Raw genomic sequence first — 24,048 nt, forward strand, 5'->3', positions numbered from 1 at the left:
CGCCCCAGCTGCACGGCACTCGATACAGGCTCGACTCGACTTGACTGACCTGAGGGCGGAGATCCCCTTCGCCCAGATGAGGATCGGCTGGGACGAGTCCTCACGGGCTGGGCGCTGGTCGACGCCTGCCCATGATGCTGCTCGCGATCCTCACGCCTGTCAACCGGGGTCCGAGCCCCGCCTCGTTGCACCAACGACCGTTTCCCGGCATCAGCAGGCGGCGTCGCGGCGGCTCGACCGGCGCCGCATGACCCGGATCCGCTCTGGCGGGCAGAATGGCGTGATGCTCAGTGCCCGACGTGTTCGTCACGACCTCGTGTCAGCGTCGCTGGCCGCCCGCGACGACGACGAGCTGGCGGCGCTCCTCGACGCTGCACCCACCGGCGTCGTAGGGGTGGGCGGTGGCTCCTCGGTGCTCGACGTCGACGGGATCGCGGTGTTCGCCAAGCGGATTCCGATCACCGACCGGGAACTGGCGCATCCGCACAGCACAGCGAACCTGTTCGACCTGCCCACCTCGTGTCAGTACGGCATGCACCGCCTCGCCGGCCCGGGCTTCGGCGCGTGGCGCGAACTGGCCGCGAACCTCACCGTCACCGAGGGAGTCCTCGGTGGTGAGTCCGAGGCCTTCGCCCTGCTGCACCACTGGCGGGTTCTCCCGGGCCGGCCACCGGTCGCGTCCGAGCACCGGGACATCGAGGCGGTCGTCGCTCAGTTCGGGGGCGATCCGGCGGTGCGCTCCCGCTTCGAGGAACTGGCCGGCGCGGGCTCCAGCCTCGTGCTCTTCCTCGAGTACCTCCCCGATCGGCTGGTCGACATGCTGAGCGACCCGGTGGCCAGTGCCGAGACGGTCGAGCGGCAACTCTTCGAGGCTGTCGCGTTCCTGCGCAGCCGTGAGGTGCTGCACATGGATGGACACTTCGGCAACATGCGGGCCGACGACGATCAGATCTACCTCGTCGATCTGGGGCTCGCCACGTCGCCCCGGTTCGAGCTGTCCGACGCCGAGCGCCACTTCGTCGCGCGCAACGTCGACCATGATGCCGACTATGCCGCGATGCGACTGGTGAACTGGCTGGTCACCACGGTGGGTGGGGTGCCGGTGCCGGCCGACGTCAGCGCTGGTCCCGCCGCACGCAACGCCTACGTGCGCCGGTGCGCGAGCGGCGACATCCCGCCGGACCTGCCGGCCGCAGTTTCCGGCATCCTCGCCCGGCACGCTCCCGCCGCGGCCGAGATGAACGACTTCTGCTGGCGCCTGGTCGACGGCGACATCCACGCGGAGTATTCCCGGCCCGAAGCCGGGCTGCGGCCACGTTAGCGCGACAGGGGCAGCGAGCCAGTAACGGTCGTCTCCGGGGTGCGCGGCGGGAGCCGTTCGTCGAGATTCACCGTATTGACCGCTTGTAGGGACCCGAACTGACCGCTTGTAGGGACCCGGGCTGTGGAGTTGAGCGGTAAGTGGCGTGCTCTTGATGGGCGTATCTGCCGTTAGCCGATGACGAGAGTGCTGGCGGCTGCTTCGATGACGTCGTCCGTGATGGTGTCGAGTTGGCAGATCAAGGAGAGCATCGAGCTGCAGCGTCGGATCCTGCCCGCCGTTCACACCCGCGTGTACCCAGAAGCCTCATCACGTGATGATGCGTCAAAGACCGCCTACCCGGTAGATCTGAGACGGAACGCGGTGCGACGACTTCACGAGACACTCCACGCCAGCTGGCCGCCCACGGAAGCCCTTGACAACAAGGGTGAGCGCACTCATTATTGAGTACACTCGGGCAAGTGTTGGTGAGACGGTCTCTCCTGGTGCCAGGGAGGGGAGCCAGAAGTGCCATGACCAAGTCATCCGAGGGGGCGGGCCCCGCCCCGAGGAAGTTCGTCGATGCGCCGACGCGGCCGCTGACGATCGACGGCTCGCAGCTCGTCGTGCGCAACCTCGGGGTGGGTCATGACGCGCAACTGCCCTTAGTCGCGCTGACGCATCTCGGCGCGAACCTGGACAGCTGGGACCCGGAGCTGGTCGATCCGCTCGCTGCCGGGCGCCGGGTGATCCTCCTCGGCTACCGCGGGGTCGGCGCCTCCAGCGGCGGCGTGCGGGACCGGTTCGCGGATATGGCGATGGACGCGATCGCCGCGATCCGCGGCCTGGGCCTGTCCCGGGTGGATGTGTTCGGGTTGTCAATGGGCGGCATGGTCGTTCAGGAGATCCTCCGCCTCGCCCCGGAGGTGGTGGATCGCGTGATCCTCGCTGGCACTGGCCCGCAGGGCGGCCCGGGCCTCACTCGGATGACCGGCGTCTTCCTCCGCGGGGTCGCACGGGGTGCGGTGACGTTCACGAACCCGACTTCACTGCTGTTCTTCACCCGCACCCCCCAGGGCACGCAGGCCGCGAGCGACTACCAGGCCCGCCTACGACGCCGACGTGCCGATCGCGATCGGGCCGTGTCGCCCGCTGTGCTCCCGGCCCAGCTGCGCGCCGTGAACCGTTGGGGGCACGAGCTACCCGCTCCGCTGATGGAGCACATCGGGCCGGTGCTGATCCTGCACGGCGACAGCGACCGCATGGTTCCACCCGGCAACGTCGACGCCCTGCGGAAGGCCTTCCCGGACGCGCAGACGCAGATCTTCCCCGACTCCGGCCATGGCGTCGTCTCCCAGAACCGACAGGCCATCACCGACATCATCGACAGATTCCTCCGCCGCTGAGCAGCGACGGCACCTCACAACACCACCGACTCCCCGAGGAGAAGAGGACCATGCGAGCCTTCGCATTCGACGCTTACAAGCAGCCCCTACATGAGGTCGACGTGCCCGAGCCCGTCGTCGGCACGCAGGACGTGCTGATCGAGATCGCCGCCACCGCGGTGAACCAACTCGACGACAAGATCCGAGAGGGCGAGTTCAAGGCCATCCTCCCGTACAAGGCGCCGTTGGTCCTTGGGCATGACGTCGCCGGCACCGTGGTCCGCACCGGCTCGCAGGTGCAGGGCTTCGCCGCTGGTGATCTGGTGTTCTCTCGCCCCCGCGATCACCGGATCGGCACCTTCGCGGAGCGGATCGCCGTCGACCAGGCCGACGTCGCCCCGGCGCCCACCTCAATCACCCTCGCCGAGGCGGCCTCCCTGCCGCTGGTCGCGCTGACCGCCTGGCAGGTGCTCGTGGTCCGCGGGAACGTCCAGCCAGGCCAGAAGGTCCTCATTCACGCCGGGGCCGGCGGCGTTGGGTCGATCGCGATCCAGCTCGCCAAGCACCTCGGTGCCCACGTCGCTACGACCGCCTCGGGGAAGAATGCGGATTTCGTGCGCGACCTCGGGGCCGACGTCGTGATCGACTACCGCACCCAGGACTTCGCGGCTGAGCTCTCCGGGTACGACCTGGTGCTTGACAGCCTCGGCGGGGAGAACCTCGAGAAGTCCCTGCAGGTGCTGCGTTCGGGAGGGAAAGTCGTCGGCATCTCCGGGCCGCCCGACCCCGCCTTCGCGAAGAAGGCCGGCCTGAACCCCGTCGTGCGCCTCGCCGTCGCAGGCCTGAGCGGGAAGATCCGCAGGCAGGCGAAGAAGCTCGGTATCAGCTACGAGTTCCTCTTCATGGAGGCCAGCGGCGAGCAGCTCCGGAAGATCGCCGCCCTCGTCGACAACGGGACCCTGCGGCCCGTCGTGGGCAGGACGTTCCCCTTCGACGAGACCCCGCAGGCCGTCGATTCCCTCACGAAGGGCGGATCGCGCGGGAAGACGGTCGTCACCGTCCCCTGACCGCTCGTCGAACACCACCCCAGCACGCCCCCGAAGGAGAGACGCTCATGACCGGCCCCGAGGAACCCATCATCACGTCGTACGCGCAGGCGCCCACCAAGACCATCACCGCCGAGGGTGTGACCTTCGCCTACCGCGAGCTCGGACCGCGGGGCGACATCCCGGTGGTGTTCTTCGTGCACCTCGCCGCGACCTTGGACAACTGGGATCCGCGCATCGTGGACGCCATCGCGGCGAACCGCCACGTGATCACCTTCGACCAGCGCGGCGTCGGGGCCTCTTCCGGCGCCGTCCCGGACACCCTCGACGCGGCGGCCGACGACGCGTACACCTTCATCACCGCGCTCGGCTACGAGAAGATCGACATCTTCTCCTTCTCCATGGGCGGCTTCATCGCCCAGGACCTGGTCCTCAAGCACCCCGAGCTGGTCCGCCGACTCGTCCTGACCGGCACCGGTCCCCGGGGCGGCCGGAACATCGACAAGGTCGTGGGGATGACCTACTGGGACATCCTCCGCGCCACAGTCGCCCGCTCGGATCCCAAGGAGTTCTTGTTCTTCAACCGCGACAGGGTCGGCAAGCGCGCCGGGAAGGCGTTCATCGAGCGACTGCAGGAGCGCACCACCGATCGCGACGAGCCGATCAGCAACGCGGCGTTCAGCACCCAGCTGAAGGCCATCCAGAAGTTTGGCCGCTCCCAGCCGTCGGACCTGTCGGTGTTCACGCAGCCGACTTTGATCGCGAACGGCGACAACGACCGCATGGTCCCCTCGATCCTCTCCGCGGATCTGCACCAGCGCATCAAGGGCTCTGAGCTGATCATCTACACCAACTCCGGGCACGGCGGCATCTTCCAGTACTGGCAGAGGTTCGCCCCCGTCGCCGCCGAGTTCCTCGCCCCGTGATCCCACGCGGGCCCCAGCCGAGTCGAAAGCAGGCGCGGCCCGCCGTCGGCGGAGTGGAGACGACGGCCCCCCAGGACCGCAGGATCGACGGCATCGCCGAGGTCACCCTTCAAGAGCGCCCTGTCCCCGTTCGCCGGGCGCAAGCAGACCGCCTTCGCCTTCGAGGACGAGGTGAACATCTTCCGCCGCACTCTGTTGCACGCGGGCCCTCCGGGAACCTCGCGCTGGTACGACGTCGCACCCGGGGAGAAGCCTGGGTCGCGGGCGATCATCTACCTGCGCCGGAGCACGGACACCGGGTCGATCGCCTTCCACAGCTTCCTCAAGAAGCAGCTCACCCCGACGCTGATCGGCACCGGACTGCTCAAGGAACTGCGCACGCAGGTGTTCCTGCCCTGGAACGAGAAGACCTGGGACACCCCGAACGTCGCGCACGACAACCCCGAGGAGCAGCACCTGCACGCCTCCGTCATCCTCGGCTTCGCCGACGAAGCTGCGCGCGACGCCTTCCACACCGAGCACGCCGGCCAACTCACGACGCCCCTCACCGCTCACGTCTCCGCGATCCACGCCTATGACGTGGAGGGGGCCCTGACGTACGTGAAGGACGGCGAGATCCTGCCGCATCCCGAGGCCTGACCTGTCGGACCGGCGGCGGGTACTCACCGGCTCATTGGGGAAGGATCGCGGCGACCTGCGCCCGGATGCTCTCGAGGAGCTCCTCGATGCTGGATCCGGCGTTGAGGGTGGCGCCGAGCTCCAGAAGCAGAATGGCCGAGACCACGTGGGCGAGCATCGCCGCCTCGTCGACAGGGAGCTCCGCCTGGTCGACCAAGACGTCGGCGGTCGCTGCCTCCGTCTGCGCGACGATGGACAGCGCCTCCGCGTGGTGCGGTTCGGTGGGGTCGCCGAAAGCCATCTCCCGCAGGTATGTGCGGCCGTTGTCGACCTGAACCCGGTTGCAGAGCACGACAGGGGTAAGCAGGGCCATCACGCCGTCCAGCGCCGTCGACTCAGCCACGGCCGCGGCACGCCCACGTTCCAGCGCCGACGCGTAGTGGGCGTTCTGCACCAGGAGCAGCAGCTCACCCTTGGTCCGCGCGTAGAGGAACAGGGTGCCGGTGCCGATGTCCGCCGCGTCGGCGATCTGCTGGGTGGTGACCTCGTCGACACCGTGCTCGGCGAACAGCACGCTCGCGGCGGCGGTGATGCGCTCGAGCTTGGCCTGCTTGCTGCGCTCGCGCCGCCCGAGCGGCGGGGTCACCCCTGACATCATCTCTCCTGGAATAGATTCCGACTGATCTCAGTTCTGAGTGTAGTCACTATTGCGTGGACTCGGAAGAGACGCAGGCTCATCCTCCCACCTCCGGGCCCGGCCGCCGCCCGCGCACCGGCCGCCGGTGACGACCCGTTCGATGTCAAGGAGTCCCCTCAGTCATAACCACCGCTTCTCTCTGGCAGCCGCTCACCGTCGGCCGTCTCGAGCTCCCGCACCGCCTCGCGCTGTCGCCCATGACCCGCAACCGGGCCAACCCCGATGGCACCCCCGGCGAGCACGCCGCGACCTACTACCGTCAGCGCGCCTCGCTCGGTCTGCTGATCAGCGAGGGGACGCAGCCGTCGGAGGACGGTCAGGGGTACTTCTCCACTCCCGGGCTCTACACGCCCGAGCAGGTCGAGGGATGGCGGGAGGTCGCCGATGCTGTCCATGAGGAGGGCGGGCACCTGTTCATCCAGCTGATGCACGCCGGCCGGATCTCCCACCCGGACAACACCCCGCACCACCGTCGCCCTGTCGCCCCGTCGGCCATCTCGGCCGAGCAGGACATGCACACCGCCCACGGGCTCGAGAAGACCCCCGTCCCCCGTGAGCTCGGCACCGAGGAGATCGCGGGCGTAATCGGCGAGTTCCGGCACGCCGCTGCCTCCGCGATCACCGCCGGGGCGGACGGCGTCGAGATCCACGCCGCCAACGGCTACCTCCTGCACCAGTTCCTCGCGCCGAACGCGAACCAGCGCGCCGACCAGTACGGCGGATCTCTCGAGAACCGGGCGCGGTTCGTCCTCGAGGTCGCCCAGGCCGTCGCCGACGAGATCGGCGCGGACCGCACCGGCATCCGCATCTCTCCGGCCTTCCCGCTCGGCGGGCTCGACGAGGGCGGAACCGAGACCGTGCGCGCCCAGTACCGCTACCTGGTTGGCGAGCTCGCCCCGCTGAACCTCGCCTACCTGCACGTCCACCACCTCGGAGATGACGAACTGCTGCGCTCCTTCCGCGAGGTGTGGAGCACCGCGCTGCTCGTCGTCCGCTACGGACGTGGCCGCGACGCCATCGGCGCGGACATCGAGGCCGGCCTCGCCGATATGGCGCCGCTGGGTCGGTTCGCCCTGGCCAACCCCGACGTCGTCGAACGACTGCGCTCCGATGCACCGTTAAATGACGTCGACCCCGCGACCCTCTACGTCGGCGGAGTTAGCGGGTACATCGACTATCCGGCCCTCGCCCGCGCCTGACCCCCCCCAACCACTGCAGATCGATAGAGAGAACCCCTCATGACCTCACTGAACGGATCCATCGTCCTCGTCACCGGTGCGAACGGCGGCATCGGCACCCACTTCGTCCGCGAGGCCCTCGCCCGCGGCGCGGCGAAGGTGTACGCCACCGCCAGAACCCCACGCACGTGGGACGACGAGCGAATCGTGCCCCTCACTCTCGACGTCACCGACGCCTCGTCCATCCGGGCCGTGGCAGAGGCCGCACCCGACGTGACCGTGCTGATCAACAACGCCGGCATCTCCGTGGCCAGCGCGGGCCTGCTCACCCACACCGAGGAGGAGATCCGCGGCAGCGTCGAGACCAACTTCCTCGGCCCGCTGTTCCTCACCCGCGCCTTCGCCCCGCTGCTCGCCGCGAAGCAGGGGAACACCGCGATCATCAACCTGCACTCGGCGCTCTCCTGGTACGCCGTCGCGGGGATCTACTCGGCCACCAAGGCCGCCCTTTGGTCCTCGACGAACTCGCTGCGCCTCGAACTGCAGCCCGCCGGCGTCCAGGTGGTCGGCGTACACGTGGGCTGGGTGGACACCGCCATGGCCGCGCACGCCACCGACGACAAGCTCGACCCCGCCGTACTCGTCACCGCGGTGTTCGACGCGACCGAGGCAGGGAAGCACGAAGTCCTCGCCGACGAGACGTCGATGCAGGCCAAGGCCGGGCTCTCGGCACCGCTCGAGGTCGTGTACCCGCAGCTCGCCCTCTGACGCAGGGCCGCACGGCAAGGAGGTCGGGTCGGCATTCGCCAGCCGACACCGACTTCCCCTCTCGTGAAGTCGCCCGGGCGTCGGTTGATGCTCAGGCACCTCCCGACGCTAGTCGCGTCAAGAGATTAGCTCCGGCGAGTCCTCGTTCTCCGATTCGATTGCAAACCTCAACTTCCGCGCCGCCACGCCGGCTGCCTTCGCTGCGCCGAGACGGCCCATGGCGGCCCAAGGTCCACTGAGCGGCGATCCTCGAGGGGCGCGAACTTGGCCGCTAGCGGAAGGTGCCACAACAGGCGTGAGCGACTTGGACCACGCCACGAAGCGCCATGGGGAACCCTGCGAATGAAAGGCCAAAGCCACACCCGGGCGGCTGAAAGGGCCCAGCGGCCACCGGCGCTCAGTTCGGGTTGGCCCGACCATCGCCGGAGTTACGCCGGTCTCGCCCCGGAAACGATCGATTCCGAGCGGCTGTGGCCCTCGACAAGCCCTCCGCCATGACGACAATGGAGCGGTGGAGCGAGAAGCCATCGAGTGGTTCGATCGACCCGGCGGCGAACCGGCCGTGATCGTTGCTCCATCGACGCAGTGGGCCGCCGAGGCAACCCGCTGGTTGAATCGAATACGAGCCGCTATCGGCGATCCGAGTGTTCGTCTGGAACACATCGGTTCGACCGCCGTTCCCGGCGTGCCAGCGAAACCTGTCCTCGACGTCCAGGTCTGCGTTCCCGACCTCGCGGACGAAGCGAGATACCGGCCGGCTTTGGAGTCCTTGGGCCTGATCCTTCGCGCGCGCGAACCCGGCCACCGCTTCTTCCGTCCGCCAGCCGGCGAACCTCGAACCGTGCACGTGCACGTTTGCGAAGTCGGGTCGGTTTGGGAGTCGGACCAACTTCGTTTTCGCGATGCCCTTCGGGCCTCGCCGGAGACGGCGCGCTCCTACGCTGACCTCAAACAGCATCTCGCGGAGACACTTGGCCAGGATCGCGAGGCCTACACCAAGGGCAAGAGCGAGTTCATCAAGTCGGTCTTGGCCGCAGATCCCACCCGCATGACGTGAGCGCGCCACGCAGATCGCGGCTCTGTCCGCGGCCGCTGACACACTCCGATCATGAGTGACGCCGGATCGATGCAACGGTACGGGGCGACCCGGTCATGGGGGGGGACGGCCCCGAGGTCGTGTTCCTCAGCAATCCGCTCGCCGATCCGGTCAGGTGGTCGGAACCGGTCCGTCCTCGCCTGCAGGCGCTCGGGTATCGGGTCACCACGTTCGAGCACCGCTGCGTCGGCCTCGACTGGCGTAGCGCCGTCGCCTGCGCCACCGAGTTCGTGCGATCCCAGCCGGATCCGGTTGCTGTCGTCGGCTGGTCGCAGGGCGGCGCGGTGGCCCAGGAGGTCGCCCTGGCCCTACCGGAGCACGTCACCTGCGCGGCGCTGCTGGCCACCTACGGGCGTCAGAACGAGGTCGACAAGACCTTCCAGGAGTGCTGGGACCTCCTCGCGCAGGGAGGCGATGAACTCGCACCCCTGCGGCTCGCGATGTCGCTGCTGACCGCCTTCCCGCCGGCCCGCCTTGCCGACGACACCTTCGTTGCGCGGATGCGCCAGACCGGGTCCGAATCAGCGGGTCGCCCGGACCCGGCTCGGCGCCGGCGGTCTGCGCAGTTCATCGCGACCTATCAGGACCGCCTGGAGGCACTCACCCGGGTCCGTGTTCCGACCCTTGTCATGGCCTTCGCACTCGACGCCGACACCTTCGCCAGGCGCGCCCGCGAAGTAGCCGAAGCGATCCCCGATGCCGACTTCATGGAGCTGCCCGGACTTGGGCACGCCGCTCCCATCAGCGACCCGGACCGTGTCTGGCCGCCTGTGCTCGAGTTCCTCCAGCGGCATCACACCGATCGAACGGCGCGGGGCGCATAGCGCTGGACGGTCCCAGCGACTCAGGTGACCGCCTCGATGGTCCCTACGGCGTCTCGAGCGTGGCGAACCGGATCGTGTCACGGGAGTCGCCGTCCGGATAGGCGCCGGTCTCGTACAGGATCCCGACGACGCCCGGCGCCAGCACGGCCAGATCCGAGTAGCCGGCCCGGTCATCGCTGAGCGGTCCCACCTCGGACCAGGTCGCGGCATCGTCGTCACTGCGCCAGACCGTCATGGTGCGCCGCGTGTCCGGATCCGACGGCGAACTGAACAGCACCGTGGTCCCGGGTGGCGCCGGTGCACCCGCGGGGGCCACCCGCACCACCGAGCCCTGGATCCTCGGCGTGGTGATCAGGTCGGGGACACCGACGAACGGCGCCTCGAAGCTGTCGCCGCCATCGGTGGAGACGGCGTGCTGCCGGGTGAGCGACGCGTAGGAGTTCTGCCGGGCGAACGCGTGCAGGCGCCCGCCCGCCGTCTCCACGAGGCCGAGTTCCTGCGGGATGTCGGCGGGGTCTGCGCCCGTCACGGTGCCGCCGCGGAACCAGGACTGGCCGGCATCGTCGCTGCAGAGGAGCCCGCCGTAGCGGGCGCCGTCGACGTCGTAGTTGATGCCCACCACCAATCGGCCGGCACGCGGGCCCTCACCGAGCTCCAGGCCATGCTGCGGGCCCGTCGCGAACCAGCCGACGCCGTCGGGCATGAGGTGCGAGAGGTTCCGGGCCGGCGAGAAGGTGCGGCCGTCGTCGTCGCTCACCTGGGCGAACGGGGTGCGCTCGCGCACCCCCGCTGGATTGTGGCAACTGAGCAGAGCCACCCGGCCGGCGTGCGGTCCCCGGGTGACGACCACCGGCGCCGGGTTGCCCCGGGTGGCCTGGCCGTCAGGACCGGTGAGCCCGGAGTCGTCCTGCCCGGCTCCGCGCAGGAGAACCTGCAGCGGCCCCCAGGTGGCACCGTCGTCGGTGGAGCGGCGCAGCACCAGGTCGATCGGTGCGGCGTCGTGACACCAGGCATCGGTGTGGACCGCCGGCATCCGGCCCTCGGCGAACGCGAGCAGGGTGCCCGCAGGCGTTCGGACCAGGGCCGGGATGCGGAAGCACTGGTAGCCGTGGGTATCGCGTTCGAAGACCGTGATCGGGGCAGGCATATGCGAACTCCTGTGACTGGGTGGTGGTTTGTGGTGATGGCGGGTCGCTCAGGAGTCAGCCCTTGACGGCACCGATCATCATTCCCTTGGCGAAGTGCCGCTGCAGGAACGGGTAGACGATCAGGATCGGGACCAGCGAGACGACGAGGATCGCCATCTGCAGCGACGGTTGGGCGGGTAGGTTCTCCGCGACGCTGAGATCGGTGTTGGACAGCGCCGTCTCGTTGATCACGTAGGTACGCAGCACGAGCTGCAGCGGCCACAGCCCGGAGTCGTTGAGGTAGATGAGGGCATTGAAGTACGCGTTCCAGTAGCTCACCGCGTAGAACAGGCCGATCACCGCCAGCACCGCCTTCGAGAGGGGATCACGATGCCCGAGAAGATCCGCCACTCGCCGGCGCCGTCGATCCGGGCGCTCTCGAGCAGCTCGCCGGGGATGTTCATGAAGAACGAGCGCAGTACCACCACATTGAAGCCGCTGATCATGGTCGGCAGGATCAGCGCCCACAGGGTGTCGATCAGGCCGACGCCCCGCACCAGCAGGTAAGTGGGAATGATGCCTGCGGAGAACAGCATCGAGAACAGGATGATCAGCAGCATGGGCCGGCTGGCGAAGGAGCCGGGCCGGGACAGCCCGTACGCGAGCAGGCATGAGGTGAACAGGCTCAGCGCCGTGCCCACCACCGTGACGCCGACGCTGATCAGCGCCGCCTGGGTGACGACGCCGCCGGAGAGGATCGAACGATAGGCGTCGAGGTTCACCGCATCCGGCCAGAGCACCAGCCCGCCGGCCCTCGAGATCTGGTCGCGGGGAGCGATGGACGTGGAGATGATCGCCACGAACGGCGCGATCACAAGGGCGCAGAAGACTCCGAGGACCAGTGCCTTGGCCGCCTGCACGTACCACGGCGGCAGCGGGGTGCCGAGGACGAGCCGCCTGCCCCGTCGCTGCCGGGTGGGCGGTGTCACGGTCCGGTTCGACGGACGTTCAACGGTCCGGGTCGCGCTCATGACTTGTAGACCCCCTGTTCTCCGAAGATGTGGGCGACCTTGTTAGCACCGAGCACGAGGATCACCCCGACCACGCCCTTGACCAGGCCCACGGCGGCCGAGACCCCCCACTGCCCACCGACGATGCCGTTGTTGTAGACGTATGTGTCGAGGACCTCGCTGACGCCGCGTCCGACGGCGGCCTGCTGCAGGATGATCTGCTCGAAGCCGACCGAGAGCGAGTCGCCGAGGCGCAGGATGAACAGCAGGATGATCACGCCCTTTAGCGCGGGCAGCGTGATGTGCCACATCTGCCGTAGCCGGCCCGCGCCGTCGACGGCGGCGGCCTCGTAGAGCTGGGGATCGACCGTGGAGAGCGCCGCGAGGAAGATGATGGTCGCCCAGCCGGTGTCCTTCCAGATGATCTGGGCGGTCAGCAGCAGGTGGAACACGTCCGGGTTGCCGATGATCTCCAGGGCCGCCATGTCATGGGTGCGCAGGAAGTTGTTCAGCAGTCCGCTGCCTCCGAGCATCTGCTGGAAGACCGCGACCACGATCACCCAGGACAGGAAGTGCGGCAGGTACAGCACGTTCTGCACGAGCCTCTTGATCCGGTCCGAGAACAGGCTGTTCAGCAGGAGCGCGAGCACGATGGGTGCGGGGAACACCAGCAGCGCCTGAAGCCCGGTGAGGATCAGGGTGTTGCGCAGCGCGGCCAGGAACGCAGGGTCGCCGTTGAAGATGATCCGGAAGTTCTCCAGCCCCACCCATGGGCTCTCGCCGATCCCGAGGAATGGCTGGTAGGCCTTGAACGCGATGACGTTGCCGAGCAGCGGCACGTACTGGAACAACAGCACGGCCAACATGCCGGGCAGCGCGAACAGCACCAGCATGCGGTCCCGGCTCAGCCTGCGCCACCACGGCAACCGCGGCCGCCGGTGCGCGGCGCCGACAGGCTCGCTCGGCGCCGCCTCGACCGGTGGCGCGAGCCGCTCAGCCGTGCTCGGCGGCATACGCCTCCTCCAACTCACCCCGGATGGCGTCGCCGCCGTTGACGCGCCAGGTCTCGACGGCGTCGGTGAACGTCTCGATGCCCGCGTTCCCCTGCACCACCTGGTTCATCGCGTCGTTGACAGCGCCCTCAAGCTGAGCGTTCATGCGGGACTTTGTCTCCGAGTACAGGCCGTAGGACGCGTCGTCCACGAGGCGATCGACCATCGCGGCCTGCACGGCGGCCTGCGTCTCGGGGACGTCGGGGCGGCCGGGCAGGTAGAGCGCCATGGGAGCGTCGCTGATGTACTGCAGACCGATCCCGACCTCGGAGCTGCCGAGTGCGGTGGGCACCGGGTCCGTCCCGGTCAGCTCGTAGTGCTCGCCCTCTACACCGAACTTGCGGAACAGGTACTCCTCGGTGCCGAACGGCGCGGCCATCCAGTTCGCGATCGCGAGCAGGACCTCGGGATCGTGCGTGCTCTCGGCGTTGAATGCGGTGATGTTGTTGTTCGCCGCACCCATCCAGGGAGACCCTTGACCGCCGTCCCGGCCGGGCACGTCGAGCATGTTGAGCTGCATCTCGGTGATCGTCGGGTTGTCCGTGTAGAACTGGTTCCACGCGACGAAGCTGTCGTGGATGAAGGTCGCCGTCCCTGCGGCGAGCCACTGCTTCTTGGCACCACCGGTGGCCGTGTACGCGTCGGGGTTCACGACCCCGGCGGCCCAGACCGCGATCATGTCCTCGATCGCGCCGAGCATCTCCTCCGTCTCGTACATGTGGGTGAAAGCGCCACCGTCCTCGGCCCAGAGGTAGGGCGTGCCCCACATCTGCTGGATGTACTGGGACGGCATCGAGGCCCACGCCCACCGATTCGCGCCCGGCGCCGTCATCTCGGCGCAGAGGTCCATGAACTCGTCGAAGCTGCCCGGGTTAGCCTCGCTGATGCCCGCCGCCTCGGTCAGGTCCTGGCGGTAGATCGGGGCCGACGTGCGCGACATGCCACGGGGCACCGGGACCGCGAAGATCTTGCCGTTGAAGCGGGTGTCCGGCCAGGACTGCGACGGAAGGTTCGCCAGGAACGGGTAGTCCAGAACGGCGTCGCCCGAGAGGTACTCGGTCAGGTCGAGACAGGTGGCTTCGAGCAGGTCCGGTAGCTGGGCCACGTCCTTCGGGATGTTCAGGATGTCCGGGATGTCCCCGCCGGCGATGCGGGTGGCGAACTTGCTCGAGTACTCGTCGTTGGAGGACATCGAGATCTCGAGCGGCGAGCCGATCCGCTCCTCGACCGCCTGCCAGAACGAGTTGGAGTCCCGGGTGGGTGGGATGGCCCCCGGGATGTTGGTCATGAAACTGATGACCTCACCGTCCCCGAGGGCTTCGGAGATCACACGCTCGGGGTTCGAGGGGTAGGCGCGGAACCCCTCGTTCATGCCTTCCGCGGCGGCCGGGAAGTCCGGGGTGGCACCCTCGAACCGCTGATAGGTCGGCAGTTCGACGGTCGCACCGCCACCCCCGCCTCCGCCGCCGCTCGGGGATCCCTCGCTGGAACAGCTGGCGAGCACGCCGCCGCCGAGGGCTGCGACGGCTGCGGCAACCCCGCCCTTGAGCACGGTGCGTCGGTCTGTCTCTAGGAACTTCAATGATCGCGACATCCGGTTCTCCTTCGGACCTGGACTGGTACAAGACCGAGTCACTATGACATAGTACGTCCCATGTCCTCAAGAGCCCAGATCTCAGGCCCCCGGGTTGCCGCGAGCGAGCAGGAGCTCTTCGCAGCGGGCACGCTCGGTTATGCCTCGTTCCGGATCCCGGCCCTGATCGCGTCGGGCCCACACCTGCTGGCATTCTGCGAGGGACGCCGCGACTCCGCCGGCGACACCGGTCGGATCGACGTGGTGGTGCGACACTCCCCCGACTCCGGCGCCACCTGGGCACCGATGACCGTGGTGGCCCGGCGCCCGGACCACACGACCGGCAACCCGATGCCGTTCCTCACGGCGGCAGGCGAGGTCGTCCTGCTGACGGTCACCAATGGGGCGTCGGTCTCCGAGTCGGACCTGATGCGCCCGGGGGTCACCGAGGGCGATCGGCGCCGCGTCTGGGTCCAGCGCGCACCGATCCCTGGTGAACCGTTCGGCAACCCGATCGAGATCACCGACCAGGTCCGGCGCCCGGACTGGGGCTGGTTCGCCACCGGTCCCGGTCACGGACTCACACTCGCGAACGGTGCGCACCACGGCCGTCTGGTCGCGGCGTGCACCCACTCGGTCCTCTCCGACGCGCCCGGTGATCACGCCTACGGCGGCCACCTGCTCCTCAGCGACGACGACGGTCACACCTGGCGGGTCGGCGCCGTCGACTCCGCACCGCGCCCGATGGGTGCGGCTCTGAACCCGAACGAGGCCACGGCTGCGGAACTGCCCGACGGCGTCGTGTACGTCAACGCACGCAACCAGGCTCGCGTAGGCGGTCGCCTGGGCGCGTGGTCCGAGGACGGCGGGGAGGGCTTTCGGGCACCCTTCCGTACGCACCCGGAACTGGCGCTCCCCGCCGTCCAGGGCAGCATGCTGGCCAGCGGAGCCGGCGAACTCTGGCTGAGCACCCCGGGGCATCGAACCGAACGCCGCGACGTCACCCTCTGGCGCAGCGCCGACGCCGGCGCCACCTGGTCCCGCGGACCAGTGCTGCACGACGGCCCCGGGGCCTACAGCGACCTGACGCTCCTGTCGGACGGGTCGCTCGCAGCCCTCGTCGAGTGCGGGTCGCGATCCGCGTACGAATCCATACGCTTCATCCAGTTCAGCCCGACGGAAGGAATCTCGTGACGAGCCACGGCCGCCTCGCCGGCGTCATCCCACCCCTGTGCACCCCACTCACGCCCGACGGGGAGGTCGACGAAGCTTCACTGGATCGGCTCGTCGACCACCTCATCGAGGGCGGCGTGCACGGGCTCTTCGTACTCGGAACCACCGGTGAGGTGAGCGCGCTCACCGACGCCCAGCGCGAACAGGTGGTGGTTGCCACGGTGGCACGGGCGGGCGGGCGGCTGCCCGTGCTTGCCGGCGCGATCGACACGGGTACGGACCGGGTGGTGGACCAGGCACGGCGCGCCGCGGCGGCGGGTGCGGATGCCGTGGTGGTGACCGCGCCGTTCTACGCGGCGACGCATCCCGAGGAGATCCGCCGGCACTTCGCCGAGGTCGCGGCGCGCGTGGACGTGCCGGTGGTGGCCTACGACATCCCGTCCAAGGTGGGCACAAAACTGTCACCGGACACTGTCATCGAGCTCGCCGCCGAAGGTGCGATCGTCGCCGTCAAGGACTCCAGCGGCTCGGACGTGTCCTTGCGCGCACTGTTGTCGCGGCGGTTCGCACGCGGCCTCGACCTGTCCATCTTCACAGGGTCCGAGCTCACCGTCGACTACGCGATCGGACTGGGCTGCGACGGTGTGGTGCCGGGACTGGGGAACGTGGACCCGGCCGGCTATCGGCGCCTGTTCGATCTGGCCCGCGCGGGCCAGGTCGAACAGGCACGCTCCGAACAGGACCGGCTCTTCGAACTCTTCGGGATCACCGCCGTCGCCAACAGGACCCGGCGCTCGGCCACCTCGGCCGCTCTCGGCGCGTTCAAGGCCGCCCTGGTGGACCTGGGAGTGATCGCCGGAGCGACGCTGGCGCGACCCGGCATACCCCTCGACGACGCGGAGCGGGCAGGGGTCAGCGCACTCATCGCCGAGTTCGGACCGCGGATCGATGCGATAGTAGGGGCTGGAACGATCGGATCGGGAAGCGAGGAGCCCGCGGGGCAATGACGGCGCAGAGCGGAGCAGGACGGGCCTTGGCCAGCCAGGCCGTGACCCGGACCAGGATCCGCGACCTGATCGTCGAGCGCAGGCTGAAGGCCGGCGACCCGCTGCCCACCGAACCGGAGTTGATGGCCGAGCTCGGTGTCTCCCGCAACTCGCTCCGCGAGGCGATCAAGGCCATGCAGGCCGTCGGCATCATCGACGTGCGGCACGGCTACGGGACGTTCGTCGGCTCGGCCGGCCTGAAGTCCCTGGAGGAAGGGCTCGGCTTCCGGCTCACACTGTCCGCGAGCGGGGACCTCGCCGACGTCCGGGAACTGCTGCAACTGCGGCGCGCCCTCGAGGTCGGTCTCGCTCGCGAGGTCACCGCGTACTGGTCCCAGGGCTCTCGGGCGCCCCTGGAGGCCGTCGTGGCGGAGATGGATGCGGCCGCGGCCGAGGGCCGGTACTTCCCAGATGAGGACTGGCGATTCCACGCCACCATGTATGAGCCCTTGAACAACGGACTGATCCTCGACCTGCTCCGCGTCTTCTGGCGGACCTTCCAGCACGTCGACGACAAGCTGCCGGGCCCGCGCTACACGCCCAAGGATGCTGTGAGCTGGCACCGGGAGATCTGCGACGCGCTCGCGTCCGGCGAGCCCGAGCGCGTCGCCCAGTCCCTCGTCGAGCATTTCGACGGCATCAGCGTTCGGCTCGCCGCAGCCGGGAAGTCCGGCGCCACGAAGGACTGATGCGGGCACTCCCCTGCGATGTACCACTGCCGCCCGCTCCTGCGAACGGGCCTGATGGGTTACACGTCGCCTGTGACATCTCCTGGGTGGGTGGCTGGGCCTGTGGATGGTGGGGCATCCGGGGCTGGTTCGACCGCCTTGGACCCACTGTTCTGTGGTCTGGTGCCTCGTTGTCCACAATGGGTTGACACCCTCCTTGCCTCGTGGGCCGACTCCCGTAGCGTGGTTCGCACTAGGACGCACGTACGAAGGGGCGGGGGGTGAGGATGATGGACTGGACCACGGGTCACACGCCGGGCGAGGGCACACCCGAGCGGGGCACCGGTCCGGTCGATCTTGCCTCGGACCCACGGCGCGCGGCCGACCTGGCCGCGTTGTTGGGCGGGTCCCTGGATGACCGGCTCTTCGTCCTCGACTGCGTCACCGCCGCGTTGGCTGCCACCGATCCGTTCGAGGAGCAGCACGAGCACACCGGGCGGGCGTTGGGTGCGGCGAGTGTGCGGGCCCACCGTGATATCGAGATCCTGACCGGTCGGCGCCTGGACTGGCTCGCGGCCGAGCGGGCCGAGGGCATGTGGGACCTGTCCGGCAAGGTCCGCACCTACCCCCAGCACGTCGCCCGCACGCACCGGATGTCCTTCGCCCGGGCCTCACGCGAGGTCCGCCTGGCCGACCGGCTCGCCAACGACCTGCCCGAAGTCCGTCAAGCCCTGCGCACCGGGCAGCTCGGAGTGGAGCAGGCCGGCCTGATCGCGACGGTCGCGGCCTCGAGCGCGGCCCGCCGGGCCGCACTACGGCTACCCGCCCGCGGCATGAACAACAGCACCCCGACCGAGGCGCCCCAACCCGGCGAGACCACACCGACCAACGACGTGGCGCAAGCCGACCAAGCACCGCAGGCTGGCGCCGGACCGGAAACGAGCGACGCACCGGAAACGGGCGACGGGCCGGAGACCGGCGAGGCCACGCACAAGGGCGAGGCCGCCAGGGAGGCCGGCGGTGCAGCCGGCCCGGCCGATGGCACGGCGGACACGGCGGCCACGGCGGACACGGCGGCCACGGCGGCCACGGCGGCCACGGCGGTGAGCGTGGGTCCGTTCGATGATGACGCGACCGCGGAGTCGGTGATCCTCACACTCGCCGGTGCCGGGTCGTTCGAAGACCTGCGCGTGGTCTGCAAGTACTTCGCCGCCCTCGCCGACGCCGAGTCCGACGAACGCGGCTACCGGGAAGCCTGCGAACGGGAGTTCTTCGACCTCGCCGCCACCACCGGCGGCTTCCACCTGTCCGGATTCATCACCGACGAACACGGCCAACTCGTCAAGGAAGCCCTCACCGCCCTGACCCCGGTCCCAGCTGCCGGTGATACCCGCACCACGAGCCAGCGCCGTGCCCAGGCCCTCGCCGACGCAGCCCAACTGATCCTCAACCAAGGCCTCGCCGGCACCGGCCAGACCGTGCGACCCCACATGGGTGTGCTGATCAGCGCACCCGAACTCGAACACATCATCGCCACCAGCGCCCACCACGGCTGGGGCACCGACACCCCCGACACCGCGGCCGACCCCACCCGCGCCGAGGCCAGGCCCGCCGAAGCCGACCCCAGCGGCGCCGAGACCAGCGGCGCCGAGACCAGGGCCGAGGACCCCGGAGCGGACATCCCCGACTGGGCCCGCACGAGCCCCGACACCGACCCGATCGACGTCTGCGACGCGCGGCCCGTGTTCGGCCGAGACCTCCCACTCCTGCAGCCCGGCACCGGCGGGCTGACCAACCTCAAGGCCCTCGAACAGGTCGACTGGGCCGCGATCTTGTCCCAACCCCCAGCCACCTGGGCCGACGGCACCGGCCCCGTCCCACCCTCGGTACTGCGCCGGATCGCCTGCGGCGGCGAGATCTACCGGATCATCTTCGGTCCCGACTCCGAAGTCATCAACGTCGGCAGGGCGCACCGCCGCTTCACCAACGCCCGACGCCGCGCTATGGTCGCCCGCGACCGGCACTGCACCTACCCCGGCTGCAAGGCACCGCCGCCGCTGTGCGAAGGACACCACTCCGTCATCCACTGGGCCGACGGCGGCAACACCGACCTGCACAACGGTGCCCTGCTGTGCTTCTACCACCACCGCTTCGTCGACACCCACCAGATCACCATGATCTGGAACGGCGGAGAATGGCAGTTCTTCACCAAGGACGGAGAACAGATCCAAGACCCCGGACCATGACCAGACGCACGCCCCCGCGGCGTGCCGACGGGGCTGTCCGGCTTGGTCGCCACGCACGCCCCAAGGCGGGCCGACCGGGCTGTCCAGTGTGGTCGCGACGACGGGTGATCCGGCTGGCGCGCTGGCTCAGGACCGTACCTGCCACCGCGTTCGGCCGGACCCATCTCCTCGATGGCGCAGCCAGACCCGTGACTCCTCCGTCTACCAGGAGTCGTGGTGCAGCACCGAGTCCACGCCTTCACGCGGCGCCGGTCGGAACGTCTCCCCGGTGAAGTACGCGGTCGGGAGCAGCACCCCCTGGCGCACGTGGGCCGGCACCCCGAGCAGGTCGGCAACCTCGTGCTCGTACGGCAGATGCAGGGTGGTCCACGCCGTACCCAGCCCGCGGGCACGGGCCGCGAGTGCGTAGCTCCACGCCGCCGGGAGCAGCGAGCCCCACAGCCCCGCCTGGTTCCCCTCGGGCAGTTCGGGAGCCTCGATAGCGGCGATCGTCAGCACCGGAACCCTGCCCATGACCTCGGCGAGGTGGTCGGAGGAGGATGCGACTCGGGCCTGGGCCGCAACCCGGCCGGACTGGACCGGGCGGCTCGCCCGTTCGCTCCGGTAGGCGCCGTAGGAGCGGGCGTAGTACTCGCCGATGGCGGCGCGTTTGGCCTCGTCGGTCACCACGATCCAGTGCCACGTCTGCCGGTTGCCACCGCTCGGGGCCTGCAGAGCCACTTCGATGCACTCCCGGATCAGTTCGAAGGGGACCGGTCGGTCGAGGTCGAGGCGCTTGCGCACCGAGCGGGTCGTGCTGAGCAGTTCATCCGGGGACAACGGCAGCGTCATGTGTGGATCCTGCACCCGCACTGCCCGCTCCCGCGACCCGGGTCGAGACGGCTCACATCGCGGACGACGGATCTGGCCACCGCGGCAGGCGATTGTGGGGCGGCACGCGCCCAGGAAGGGCCCCCGGATGCGGCCGCGACGGTAGCGTGTCGGCGTGCAACGACACCACGCGCCGACCGCGTCCGACCCTGACCACCACCTCCCGAATCGCGAGGCTGGACGATGACCGGCGCCGGGCTGGTGCTCGGGGCATACGCGCTGTTCGCCGGCCGCGAGCCGGACGAACTACCCGACGCCTACCGTGCCCTCGACGCCCTCTCTGACGTGGATGCGCTCGAGATCCCCCTCGAGAACGCCGTCGGTGCGACGCCCGGCTGGGAGGCGGGCACTGACGGACTGCCGACGCTCGTGCCCGAGGGCTGGGATCTCGTGATCACCTGCATCCCCACGGTTGTGGGGCGACTGTCGGCCGATGCGAACTACGGACTCGCGTCGACGGACGCTGACGGACGTGCGGCAGCGGTCGAGGACGTGCGTCGCGCCCTCACGCTCGCGCAGCGCGCCGCGGACCTGGCCGGTCGGCAGCGCATCCGCGCCATCGAGATCAACAGCGCTCCGACCGGGACCGCGTCTGTTGGTGAGTTCGAGCGGTCCCTGACCCAGCTGCTCGAGTCGGACCCGACCGGCACGACTCTCGCCGTCGAGCACTGCGACGCACCGCGGCCCGGCCGGCGCCCGGAGAAGGGCTTCCTCGAGCTCCACGCCGAGCTCACCGTGATCGATGCCCTCGCAGACCCCCGGCTCGGCGTCACCGTGAACTGGGGCCGGAGCGCCATCGAGGGCCGCTCCGCGGAGACCCCCGAGGAGCACGTCCGGATGGCAGCCGAGCGGGGTCGACTGGCCGGGCTCATCTTCTCCGGCGCCACCCCCGCGCCCGGGACCTCGGGAGTGGGCTGGCAGGACGGGCACATCGCGCCCCGTGGCGCGGGTGGCGACGGCGCCTGGTCGGAGAGCCTGCTCGGACCCGAGGAGATGCGTCGCACGTTCGCCGCCGCCGGTTCGTCGGCACCGAGCTACCGGGGCCTGAAGGTCACTGCCGGTCCGCCGAGCCGAACAGTGGCGGAACGCCTCGAGGTCGCGCGCGACGCCATCGCGATGCTGCTCGACGCGGAACGTCAGGCTGCAGGAGCCGCCCAGTAGCCCCGACCTATGCGGCGAGGCCCTCCGGCTTCGGTCGGAGCGGGGCGGTAGCGGATGCGGCGGGAGTCCGCATTGCTCCTAGCACAAGGTCTCAGATCCCGTCGCGGTGCGTGAACCGGCCACCGACCATCGTGGCCAGTACCGGCATCTCCCGCAGCCCACGGACCGGGTCCGTGCCGAGCGGGTCCGCGCCGACGAGCACGAGGTCGGCAACGTCCCCGACCCGGACTGCGTCGCGGCCGTCTGCAGCGCACGCGAGCGCGAGGGCGGCACCGATCCGCTGCTCGGGGTGCCACGGCTCGCGCTCGTCCTTGGTGCGGGCCACCGCGGCGGAGATGCCCAGCCAGGGATCCAGCGGGGAGACCGGCGCGTCCGACCCGAACCGGATCCGCGCGCCCGACGCGGCCAGGGACGCGAGCGGGAAGGCGTCCATGGTCCGGCCCGGCCAGTACACGTCGGCGACGTCGCGGTCATCGAGGAGATGCTCGGGCTGCACGCTCGCCGTGACCCCGAGTTCGGCGAACCTGGGCACGTCGGCTGCATCGATCAGCTGGGCGTGCTCGATACTCCCGCCGACGCCGGCCGCGGCGAACACGTCGAGAGCGATCGTGTTCGCCCGGTCCCCGATCGCGTGGATGGACGTGGCCAGGCCCGCCCTGTGGGCCCGCGTGACCAGGTCGAGCATCTGCTCCCGGCTCCACTCCTGCACGCCGTGCCCGCCGTCGGGATAGGCGTGCCGGCAGTGCGCGGTGCGCGTGTTCAGTGCCCCGTCGGAGATGATCTTGAGCGGTCCGACCGTGAGCAGCCCGCCGGTGCCGTCCACCACGGCACCGGTCGGCAACCCAGCGGCGATGGCCTGCTCGAGACGGTCCGGGTAGCAGCCGGCCCGAACCCGCAGCTGGTCCACCCCGGCGGCGATCCGGTCCTGCCAGGCGAAGACGTTGTCCGCCAGCTCCAGGTCCACGATCCCGGTCACGCCCCGCCCCGCGGCGGCCCGGGCGGCTCGCGCCACGAGTTGCTCGCGCAGGGCTTCGGGAGCTTCCTCGTAGTCACGGGACGCCTCGAACCAGGGTCCCTCGCGGACCATGCCGTCAGCCCCGACCGCCACGCCGAGCAGCCGCGCGCCGGCGCCGTTGACCCAGGCGCTGTGCACGTCGCCGCTGACGATCACCACCGGCACCTCGCCGGCGACGGCGTCGAGCGCGGCCAGGCTCGGCTCGTCGGGCCAGAGCCCGTCCCGGAACCCGAAGACGTTCAGCGGCCCTCGGTCGCCGGCATCGCGGGCGGCGAGGTGGTCGGCGACCAGTCGCAGGACCTGCGCGGCGGACGACGCGGCGCTGACGTCGAGGCGCTCCCGCAGCAGCGCCCACTGCTGCATGTGCACGTGCGCGTCCCACAGGCCAGGCACCAGATAGGCACCGTCGGCGTCGACCGGCTCGACCCCGCCATCGGTGCCGACGACGCCCGGCCCGCTGCCGCCGTCGTGCATCGACGCGACCCGACCACCGCGGATCAACACGTCGAACGGCTCGCCCCCGCCCGGCCGGCGGACACGACGCAGCAGCACGCTGACCGGGTCACTCGCTCTCGACACTGCGGCAGCGTATCCGCCCGGGCATGGGATCATCGCTGCCATGCCGGTCGTCGAGTCAAGCGTCGTGGTGGACCTCGATCCCGCGACGGCGTTCGCGGTGTCCCAGACCACAGGGCAGGTGCGGCTGCGCTGGGACCCGTTCATCCGCCGTCAGCACTTCCTCGATGGCGCCACCGTGCCCGCGAAGGGCGTCCGCACCATGACGCGGCACCGCAGCGGGCTGCGGATGGTCAGCGAGTACGTCTCCTACAACCCACCGCGCAACGTCGGGATGAAGATGGTCACAGGACCGTGGTTCTTCGCTCGCCTCGGCGGTGGGTGGCGGTTCGAGGCGGCCGACGGCGGAGGTACCCGGGCGATCTGGCGGTACAACTTCTCGTGCCGGCCGGCATGGCTCGCCCCGCTCGCGGAGCGGGTCGGCGCGTGGGTCCTGCAGCGCGACATCGACAGGCGTATCGCGGGCTTCGCGGCCGGCTGCGCCGATCCGGTGGTGGTGGCCGCAGCAGGCTGAGCTGCGCAGGGACGACGCACTGCGTTGCGGTGTGGTTCCGATGTCCCTGACGCCTCGCAACCACACCGCTGACCGCGAATGCCCGCCGCCGGCGTCGCGCTCCAGCGCTGACCCGGCGCCCCGCCACGTTCGAGCGGCCGGGGTCGAGGACCTGGTCGCCGAGGTCGATCGACCGGAGG

23 protein-coding genes are annotated in these 24,048 nt (G+C 69.7%); 15 read left to right on the forward strand and 8 right to left on the reverse strand.

All coding sequences use genetic code 11. From position 1 onward, the window contains the following. Positions 1-283: 283 nt before the first annotated feature. From HALOF300_RS03830 to HALOF300_RS03850, 5 genes are all read left to right on the forward strand, one after another. A complete protein-coding gene (locus HALOF300_RS03830; protein WP_231954996.1) occupies positions 284-1,321 on the forward strand; it encodes a protein kinase family protein in 1,038 nt (345 codons plus the stop codon). 512 nt (positions 1,322-1,833) lie between these two features. Then, positions 1,834-2,706, forward strand: a complete 873-nt coding sequence (locus HALOF300_RS03835) for an alpha/beta fold hydrolase (RefSeq protein ID WP_156739467.1) — start codon at positions 1,834-1,836, stop codon at positions 2,704-2,706. Positions 2,707-2,756: 50 nt separating this feature from the next. Then, positions 2,757-3,752 (forward strand): NADP-dependent oxidoreductase, encoded by a 996-nt coding sequence (locus tag HALOF300_RS03840; RefSeq protein WP_156739468.1) that lies wholly within the window; start codon positions 2,757-2,759, stop codon positions 3,750-3,752. Between the two features lie 47 nt (positions 3,753-3,799). Then, complete coding sequence (locus tag HALOF300_RS03845) at positions 3,800-4,657, forward strand: alpha/beta fold hydrolase (RefSeq protein WP_156739469.1); 858 nt, start codon at positions 3,800-3,802, stop codon at positions 4,655-4,657. Between the two features lie 171 nt (positions 4,658-4,828). Then, positions 4,829-5,296 (forward strand): hypothetical protein, encoded by a 468-nt coding sequence (locus HALOF300_RS03850; RefSeq protein WP_197522283.1) that lies wholly within the window; start codon positions 4,829-4,831, stop codon positions 5,294-5,296. Positions 5,297-5,327: 31 nt separating this feature from the next. Here HALOF300_RS03850 and HALOF300_RS03855 read toward each other — a convergent pair whose 3' ends face one another. Further along, on the reverse strand, positions 5,328-5,930 hold the full coding sequence (locus tag HALOF300_RS03855) for a TetR/AcrR family transcriptional regulator (RefSeq protein ID WP_156739470.1): 603 nt from the start codon (positions 5,928-5,930) through the stop codon (positions 5,328-5,330). Between the two features lie 164 nt (positions 5,931-6,094). Here HALOF300_RS03855 and HALOF300_RS03860 point away from each other — a divergent pair, with 164 nt between their 5' ends. The 4 genes from HALOF300_RS03860 (at position 6,095) to HALOF300_RS03875 (ending at position 9,838) form a co-directional block, all read left to right on the forward strand. Then, the gene (locus tag HALOF300_RS03860) at positions 6,095-7,171 is read left to right on the forward strand and encodes an alkene reductase (protein ID WP_156739472.1); all 1,077 of its coding nucleotides are present in this window, start codon (positions 6,095-6,097) and stop codon (positions 7,169-7,171) included. 39 nt (positions 7,172-7,210) lie between these two features. Beyond that, positions 7,211-7,918, forward strand: coding sequence for an SDR family oxidoreductase (locus HALOF300_RS03865; RefSeq protein ID WP_156739475.1), 708 nt, complete (start codon positions 7,211-7,213; stop codon positions 7,916-7,918). 511 nt (positions 7,919-8,429) lie between these two features. Continuing rightward, a complete protein-coding gene (locus HALOF300_RS03870) occupies positions 8,430-8,975 on the forward strand; it encodes a GrpB family protein (RefSeq protein WP_197522284.1) in 546 nt (181 codons plus the stop codon). Positions 8,976-9,070: 95 nt separating this feature from the next. Further along, positions 9,071-9,838 (forward strand): alpha/beta fold hydrolase, encoded by a 768-nt coding sequence (locus tag HALOF300_RS03875; RefSeq protein WP_156739479.1) that lies wholly within the window; start codon positions 9,071-9,073, stop codon positions 9,836-9,838. Between the two features lie 43 nt (positions 9,839-9,881). Here the strand turns inward: HALOF300_RS03875 and HALOF300_RS03880 are convergent, their stop codons facing one another. The 5 genes from HALOF300_RS03880 to HALOF300_RS03895 are packed head-to-tail and all read right to left on the reverse strand — an operon-like array spanning position 9,882 to position 14,621. Continuing rightward, positions 9,882-10,985: a sialidase family protein gene (locus HALOF300_RS03880; protein ID WP_156739481.1), complete on the reverse strand. Its 1,104-nt coding sequence runs from the start codon at positions 10,983-10,985 to the stop codon at positions 9,882-9,884. A gap of 55 nt (positions 10,986-11,040) precedes the next feature. Further along, positions 11,041-11,325 (reverse strand): ABC transporter permease family protein, encoded by a 285-nt coding sequence (locus HALOF300_RS27240; RefSeq protein ID WP_231954998.1) that lies wholly within the window; start codon positions 11,323-11,325, stop codon positions 11,041-11,043. Continuing rightward, positions 11,322-11,996: a carbohydrate ABC transporter permease gene (locus HALOF300_RS03885; protein WP_231954999.1), complete on the reverse strand. Its 675-nt coding sequence runs from the start codon at positions 11,994-11,996 to the stop codon at positions 11,322-11,324. The genes HALOF300_RS27240 and HALOF300_RS03885 overlap by 4 nt, the downstream gene beginning before the upstream one ends. Next, positions 11,993-12,988: an ABC transporter permease gene (locus HALOF300_RS03890; RefSeq protein WP_156739483.1), complete on the reverse strand. Its 996-nt coding sequence runs from the start codon at positions 12,986-12,988 to the stop codon at positions 11,993-11,995. The genes HALOF300_RS03885 and HALOF300_RS03890 overlap by 4 nt, the downstream gene beginning before the upstream one ends. Then, entirely contained in the window at positions 12,969-14,621 is a 1,653-nt protein-coding gene (locus HALOF300_RS03895; RefSeq protein WP_156739485.1) for an extracellular solute-binding protein, read from the reverse strand. The genes HALOF300_RS03890 and HALOF300_RS03895 overlap by 20 nt, the downstream gene beginning before the upstream one ends. A 60-nt stretch (positions 14,622-14,681) precedes the next feature. Between HALOF300_RS03895 and HALOF300_RS03900 the strand changes: the two genes are divergently transcribed. The 4 genes from HALOF300_RS03900 (at position 14,682) to HALOF300_RS03915 (ending at position 19,733) form a co-directional block, all read left to right on the forward strand. Then, positions 14,682-15,794 (forward strand): sialidase family protein, encoded by a 1,113-nt coding sequence (locus tag HALOF300_RS03900; protein ID WP_156739487.1) that lies wholly within the window; start codon positions 14,682-14,684, stop codon positions 15,792-15,794. After that, positions 15,791-16,780: a dihydrodipicolinate synthase family protein gene (locus HALOF300_RS03905; protein WP_156739490.1), complete on the forward strand. Its 990-nt coding sequence runs from the start codon at positions 15,791-15,793 to the stop codon at positions 16,778-16,780. The genes HALOF300_RS03900 and HALOF300_RS03905 overlap by 4 nt, the downstream gene beginning before the upstream one ends. Continuing rightward, the gene (locus HALOF300_RS03910; protein ID WP_156739492.1) at positions 16,777-17,508 is read left to right on the forward strand and encodes a FadR/GntR family transcriptional regulator; all 732 of its coding nucleotides are present in this window, start codon (positions 16,777-16,779) and stop codon (positions 17,506-17,508) included. The genes HALOF300_RS03905 and HALOF300_RS03910 overlap by 4 nt, the downstream gene beginning before the upstream one ends. A gap of 269 nt (positions 17,509-17,777) precedes the next feature. After that, positions 17,778-19,733, forward strand: coding sequence for an HNH endonuclease signature motif containing protein (locus HALOF300_RS03915; RefSeq protein ID WP_197522285.1), 1,956 nt, complete (start codon positions 17,778-17,780; stop codon positions 19,731-19,733). A gap of 201 nt (positions 19,734-19,934) precedes the next feature. On the opposite strand, the gene HALOF300_RS03920 is transcribed toward HALOF300_RS03915, so the two are convergent. Next, positions 19,935-20,564, reverse strand: a complete 630-nt coding sequence (locus tag HALOF300_RS03920; protein WP_197522286.1) for a nitroreductase family protein — start codon at positions 20,562-20,564, stop codon at positions 19,935-19,937. A 222-nt stretch (positions 20,565-20,786) separates the two neighbouring features. Between HALOF300_RS03920 and HALOF300_RS03925 the strand changes: the two genes are divergently transcribed. Further along, complete coding sequence (locus tag HALOF300_RS03925; protein ID WP_156739496.1) at positions 20,787-21,764, forward strand: DUF4862 family protein; 978 nt, start codon at positions 20,787-20,789, stop codon at positions 21,762-21,764. 91 nt (positions 21,765-21,855) lie between these two features. Here HALOF300_RS03925 and HALOF300_RS03930 read toward each other — a convergent pair whose 3' ends face one another. Continuing rightward, on the reverse strand, positions 21,856-23,358 hold the full coding sequence (locus tag HALOF300_RS03930) for an amidohydrolase (protein ID WP_231955000.1): 1,503 nt from the start codon (positions 23,356-23,358) through the stop codon (positions 21,856-21,858). A 40-nt stretch (positions 23,359-23,398) separates the two neighbouring features. Here HALOF300_RS03930 and HALOF300_RS03935 point away from each other — a divergent pair, with 40 nt between their 5' ends. After that, entirely contained in the window at positions 23,399-23,869 is a 471-nt protein-coding gene (locus HALOF300_RS03935; RefSeq protein ID WP_156739498.1) for an SRPBCC family protein, read from the forward strand. Positions 23,870-24,048: the final 179 nt, after the last annotated feature.

It is taken from the genome of Occultella aeris, assembly GCF_902703175.1.
In the GTDB taxonomy this organism is placed as follows: Bacteria; Actinomycetota; Actinomycetes; order Actinomycetales; family Beutenbergiaceae; genus Occultella; species Occultella aeris.